The sequence below is a fragment of the Protofrankia sp. CiP1_Cm_nod2 genome (assembly GCF_920664355.1).
Taxonomy (GTDB): Bacteria; Actinomycetota; Actinomycetes; order Frankiales; family Frankiaceae; genus Protofrankia.
In genome coordinates, this window is record NZ_CAKKTL010000082.1 from 3,851 (window position 1) to 9,286 (window position 5,436).

At 71.6% G+C, this 5,436-nt stretch carries 3 protein-coding genes and 1 pseudogene; 3 read left to right on the forward strand and 1 reads right to left on the reverse strand.

The annotated features are described in order from the left end of the window. A pseudogene (locus NBW84_RS11355) lies at positions 1–1,592 on the reverse strand (cation-translocating P-type ATPase); the annotation flags it as partial. Positions 1,593–2,228: 636 nt separating this feature from the next. Between NBW84_RS11355 and NBW84_RS11360 the strand changes: the two are divergent. From NBW84_RS11360 to NBW84_RS11370, 3 genes are all read left to right on the forward strand, one after another. Next, the gene (locus NBW84_RS11360; protein ID WP_250284374.1) at positions 2,229–2,768 is read left to right on the forward strand and encodes a hypothetical protein; all 540 of its coding nucleotides are present in this window, start codon (positions 2,229–2,231) and stop codon (positions 2,766–2,768) included. Between the two features lie 850 nt (positions 2,769–3,618). Next, positions 3,619–3,978 carry a hypothetical protein gene (locus tag NBW84_RS11365; RefSeq protein ID WP_250284376.1) on the forward strand — a complete coding sequence of 120 codons (360 nt, stop codon included), beginning with the start codon at positions 3,619–3,621 and terminating at the stop codon, positions 3,976–3,978. Positions 3,979–4,401: 423 nt separating this feature from the next. Next, positions 4,402–5,259, forward strand: a complete 858-nt coding sequence (locus NBW84_RS11370) for a peptidylprolyl isomerase (protein ID WP_250284377.1) — start codon at positions 4,402–4,404, stop codon at positions 5,257–5,259. Positions 5,260–5,436: the final 177 nt, after the last annotated feature.

Genomic DNA, 5,436 nt, shown 5'->3' on the forward strand with positions numbered 1-5,436 from the left:
CGCCGGCCCTCGTCACGCCGGCCCTCGTCACGCCGGCCCTCGTCACGCCGGCTCTCACCGGTCCTGCCGTCGTCACCGGTCCTGCCGTCGTCACCGGGCCTGCCGTCGTCACCGGGCCTGCCGTCGTCACCGGGCCTGCCGTCGTCGCCGAGCCTGCCGTCGTCGCCGAGCAGCCGTTCGATCGGTGCGAGCGTCCAGCCGTCCGCCTGGGCCGTCGCCGTCGGATCGGCCGGCTGGAACAGCGCGTACGCCCGGACGGCGACCTTGCTCGCGTCGGCACCGGCCAGTGGGATGACCTCACCGAGGGTGAACGCCGTGCCGACCAGCACGTCGGAGTCGAGCACGACCGTGTCGACCCGGTCCAGCAGCCGCAGCGCCCCGGGGCTCATCACCTGCGCTCCCCGGCGCGCCAGGACGACGGTGAGCTGGTCGCAGAAGCCCTCCCGGCCAAGACCAGCCGGGCGCGGGAGCATGGCCAGCGCGGCGGCGGTGGCCCGCCGCGGGCCGCCGGTCAGCGCGGCCGTGGCACCGAAGACCGCCAGCAGACCCGCCCCGGCGGCGTCCGCGTAGCGTTCCGCCGGGCCGGCCGGCACCGGCCCGGGCCGCTTGCGGGCCACCGGCCCGGCGCCGGCCCGGTCGGGGTCCCCCAGCAGCTCGGAGCCGGCGAAGGCGTCCCGGCGGGCCCGGGCGGCGGCGAGGGCGTGCACCCGGTGGGCGGCGTCCAGACCGAGACCGCTGTGGCTGCCGGCCAGCCCCAGCGCGGCGGCGTTGGCCACCGCCAGGACGATGTCCGCCCGCTGCGGCCCGATCGTCCGCTCCACGACCGCGCGCAGCCGCGGCTGGGTGTCGACGGCCATGACCAGCGCGGCGAGCTCCGCCGGCAACGGCGTCCAGCGGGCGGCGCGGCCCACTGACGCCACGGTGAGGGCGATCCCGTCCGCGGCGAGCGCGGCGGCCGCGCGCAGCACCACGGCCACCGCGTCCGGCGGGTCGGCGGCCCTGGACGGCTGACCCACGCCCACCGTGCCCTGGTCCTCGTCGGTCCGATCCCCGGCGCTCTGATCCCCGGCGCTCTGATCCCCGGCGGTCTCCTGCTCAGCCCGCTGCTCGGCCGGCTCGCCGCGGATGGCGCGAACGGCACGCTCGGCGGCCACGGCCAGCTCACCCATCCGCGGATACGGCTCGGTCAGGCCAACCAGGAGCCGTCCCAGCGGCGCGTTGACCCGGGCCCACCGCACTCCGGGACGGCGTTCCAGCTCCTGTTCCACCAGCCGCCGACGCGACGGGTGCGACAGCCCGCCGATGCCGCGCACCCGCAGGCTGGCCACCCTGAGACAGGCGCCCCCGTCGCCGCCGGGGCGGGCCAGCCGGCCGGCGGCCCGCCCCGCCCGACCGACATGAGCGACATGACCGGTGTGACCGGCCTGGTCAGGCCGGTGGTCGGACTGGTCCGCGGCGGAGGGCTCCATCCGCTCCAGCAGCGGCATCCGCTCCAGCAGCGGCCCGGCCAGCAGCATCAGTCCCGCGTCGCACAGGAGACGTCCTCCGGCCAGGGCACGCCGCGCACCCGAGCGGGGATCCGGCAGCCGCATCGGCGGACCTCCTCACCGATCCCGTCGATCGCGCTCAACCCGATCCCGTCGATCATCGACGGGGCGGCATCGACCAGCGGACGCCATGCCATCCGAGCCACACCCGGACGGCGCCCGATGCGACATCCGATTACGACATCCGATCGGCCGTCAGGCCATGGCCGACGCGCGGACCGTGGCCTGACAGCGCACGTCATGGCCGGCGCCGCGTCCCCCCACGGCTGTGGCCCCGCGGGTACCCCACTCGACAGCCGGTACCCGGTGGCCGGCACCGCCTAACCGGCGGGCGGCCCATCGGATGGCCCGCGCCCGCCGTCGCGGGGAGTGCGTCCGCCATCGCCGAACCGCCGGGAAAGGCCGCCGGGCGGACTCGGCCATCGGACGAACGAGAAGAACCGTCAGAAACACGCGCACATCGTCGCCGGACGAATATCGCGACAAGACACCGTCGTCGCAGGAGGAACGAAATACCAGAAGCGGGACGAAACGTCGGCAGCCACCCCAGCCCCGCCGAAAAATCTCCGGAACCGGGCCCAGGATCTTTTTACCCGAGGCGAAATTTTATCCAGGACGAGATCTTTTGTTTACCCGGGGTTTGCCTCTGGGGAGGGTGACATCATAGCGGAGGGAGGCTCGATGTCCCCCAAGACACACAATCACGTACGAGACGAAGAAAAAGAAGAGGCCAGGCAGGCGGAGGAATACCAGGACAGGCCGGACACGGGCGACGGAACCGGAACCCCGGCGGAACGGCCGGGGACGGAACAGCCGCGAGCCGGCCGGACGGACGAGGCCACCGGCGCCGGCCGGGCCCGCGGCGAGGCCGGCCACGAGAGCGGGCGGGCGGGAGCGGGCGAAGAGGGCGAAGCACGAAGGCCCCACACCGCCACACTGCGGACGCCGTTCGCCACGGCCCGCATCGAGATCCCGCGCGCCCCGGGCACAAGCATGAAAGTGGGCCCGGTCAGGCTGCCGTCACCAGCCCAGACCGCCTTCTACATGGGCCTGGGCGTGCTCGCCGTCACCGAACTCGTCGAATGGCCGGTCGCGGCGGCGATCGGGGCCGGTGCCTACATCGCCCAGCACAGCCACGCCCAGCACAGCCACGCCACGGCCACCGCGGCCCCGGAAAAAGCTGCAGGTCAGGATAAATCAGGGCATGGCGCGGAGACGTGACACCCCGGAAGACGGCGGACACGGGCCGACGGCAGCCGCCGATCGCGGCCACGCCCGACAGCAGGCCGCCGACGGTCACCGGCTCCATGGCCGGCCGGAAGCCGGTGACCGTCGGTCGTCGTCGATGCCTGTCAGCCGTCGCCGGTGCCTGTCAGCCATTGACGACGACCCGCGGAGACGGCGGGCGGACAGGCGGATCCCGCCGAGCCCTTCGGGCGGAAAGATCCGGGACAGCCGGTGGGCGACAGGCTCAGGCCGTCCGGACACCCGGCCTGAGCCACCGCCGGAACAGCGACGAGACCAGCACGATGACCGCCGCGCTGACGAGCTCGGCCACCAGGGCCAGCACAATATCCGACACCGCGCACTCCTCACAGATGATGATTTCTGGATGATCACCGTTGCCACCTTCGGCGGTACAGGTATCGCACAGGAAAGGGTGGCTGGTCCAATGGTTACCGGCAGCGTGAACAACCCGGTCGCATACACGGACAGGCCGGCCGGAAATCAGGATCCGCATACGGGCTCCCCCGCCACCTGAAGGGAGCGGCCGGCCACGTACAGAATCCGGCCGCGGGGCCTGCCAGCACCCCGGGGCCCGACCGGCGCACCGGCCGGACGGCCGACCACCCCGCCCTGATCGATAATATGATTCCTGATCGACGGCACGAACATGGACGACGAGTGCGGAAGGGCGGGCGCAGCAGGGCGGCGAGCACGGCGGACAGCCACGGAAACGACTGCCACGACGACCGTCCGCCCCCCTTTTTCACGATTCTGACAGAATTCGATATTCAAGATTCGATATTCAAGATGCAAGGCCCAAGGCGGACAGAAGAAATGGATCGCCATGACACACCGGCCGCGCGCTCGGATCGCGCAACGGGCACGGTTGGCGCTGCTGCCTCGGCGCCGTGTCCTGGAGGACTGGCTGCTTGTCACCGAACGGCGGATGATCCTCCATCGCAGGGCGCTGCGTACTCCGACCAACATCAACCTGGCCGAGCTGCTCGACGCGGCGCAACGCGAGTCACAGCTCGCGGTGGCCACCGCCGCGTGCCTGACCAACAGGCCGGACGCCCCGCCGGGCATCCCCCGGACAGCGATAGCGGAAGCGACGACGGACACACCGCGCCGGCCCGAACCACCCCGGCGCCAGCACACGGTACGGCCATCACGAAAGCACGACGGCGTCACCGCGGCCCGCTGACTGCGCCGGCCCCGCTGACCTGACCGAGACCAGCATCGGGCGCCTCACGCACGGTGATATCCCGCTACCGCGGGCCGGGTCAGGAGCGGGCGCGACAGCCCGCGGCAACGCACGGCCGCCCCGGTCACAGCCCTCGGCCCCACCCGAATCCCACCCGCGGCGATGCCACGGCGGTGCGGCAACCACGAGCGGGACAGCCGCACTCCGAACCCTGACGATATCCGACAACATCCGGCAATATCCGGATCATGACAGTTAATGCCATCTGAAGGTTACGCACAGCTTTCGCACAGCCGGGCCCGGCACGATACCGGTGCGGCGGCAGCGGGCGGACCGTGACTACCTACACTTCCCTTGACCGTACGCTCGCCGGCGGCGGAACGATTCCGCCCACCTCGTGACGATGGACAGGGAGGCCGACAGGTGGTGACGTCCAGGACGCGCCGACAGCGCGATCTCGCCGTGGGCAAGGCCGCCCGGCAGGCCGCACGCCGGACCGCCGCGCGGCGCCGACAGCGCAGGGTGACCGCTGTTGTCTGCGTGGGCGCCCTGATCCTGCTGACCGGCGGCATCACCGCGGCGCTGCTGCTCACCGGCGACGACGACACCGCATCCCTGTCATCTTCGGCGGTATCGCCCGCGACGGAGCCACCCGCGGCAGCCGCATCGCCCGCGGCAGCTCCGGCCGCCACCACACAGGTCGGCCCCTGCATCTACACCTCGGACGAACAGGAGCCGTCCAGACCGGTCAGCCTGCCCGCGGCAGCCGGCACGGTGAGCCGCTCCCCCGCCACGATGACCATCACCACGAACAAGGGGACGATCAAGGCCGCGCTGGACGCGGCAAAGGCGCCCTGCACCGTCCGCGCCCTGCTCACGCTGGCGAACGCCAAGTACTTCGACAACACCTCCTGCCACCGCGAAACCACCCGGAACATCTTCGTGCTCCAGTGCGGGGATCCGCAGGGCACCGGTATGGGCGGCCCGGGCTTCACCTACGCCAACGAGAACACCGACGGCGCCACATACACCCGCGGCGTCATCGCCATGGCCAACGGGGGCCCCAACACCAACGGCAGCCAGTTCTTCATCAACTACCAGGACCCGAACAAGGACGGCGTGCAGGCACTGGCCACCAACTACACGGTCGTCGGGAAGGTGACCGAGGGCCTGTCCGTCCTCGACGCCCTCACCACCCCCGGAGTCGAAGGCGGCGCCCCCGACGGCGCCCCCGCGAGCAAGCCCCAGATCCTCACCCTCACCATCACCCAGGGCGCCTGATCCGCAAGCCGCCCGGCTCAGGAGCTGCCGGAAAATAACTCCGGTTGTTGATGTCGGTCTTGTTGCGGGGCTGACAGCAGCCTCTCTCGATCGAGAACCGCAGTTATTGATCGACGGGTCCTTACCCCCATCTGGGGTGACGCCGAAGGCACCCGAGGTACTGACCCCCCAAAACCT

Excerpts from the sequence above, each read along its gene's own strand:
- NBW84_RS11360 (WP_250284374.1), top strand. The coding sequence starts at position 2,229 with ATGTCCCCCAAGACACACAATCACGTACGAGACGAAGAAAAAGAAGAG.
- NBW84_RS11365 (WP_250284376.1), top strand. The coding sequence starts at position 3,619 with ATGACACACCGGCCGCGCGCTCGGATCGCGCAACGGGCACGGTTGGCG.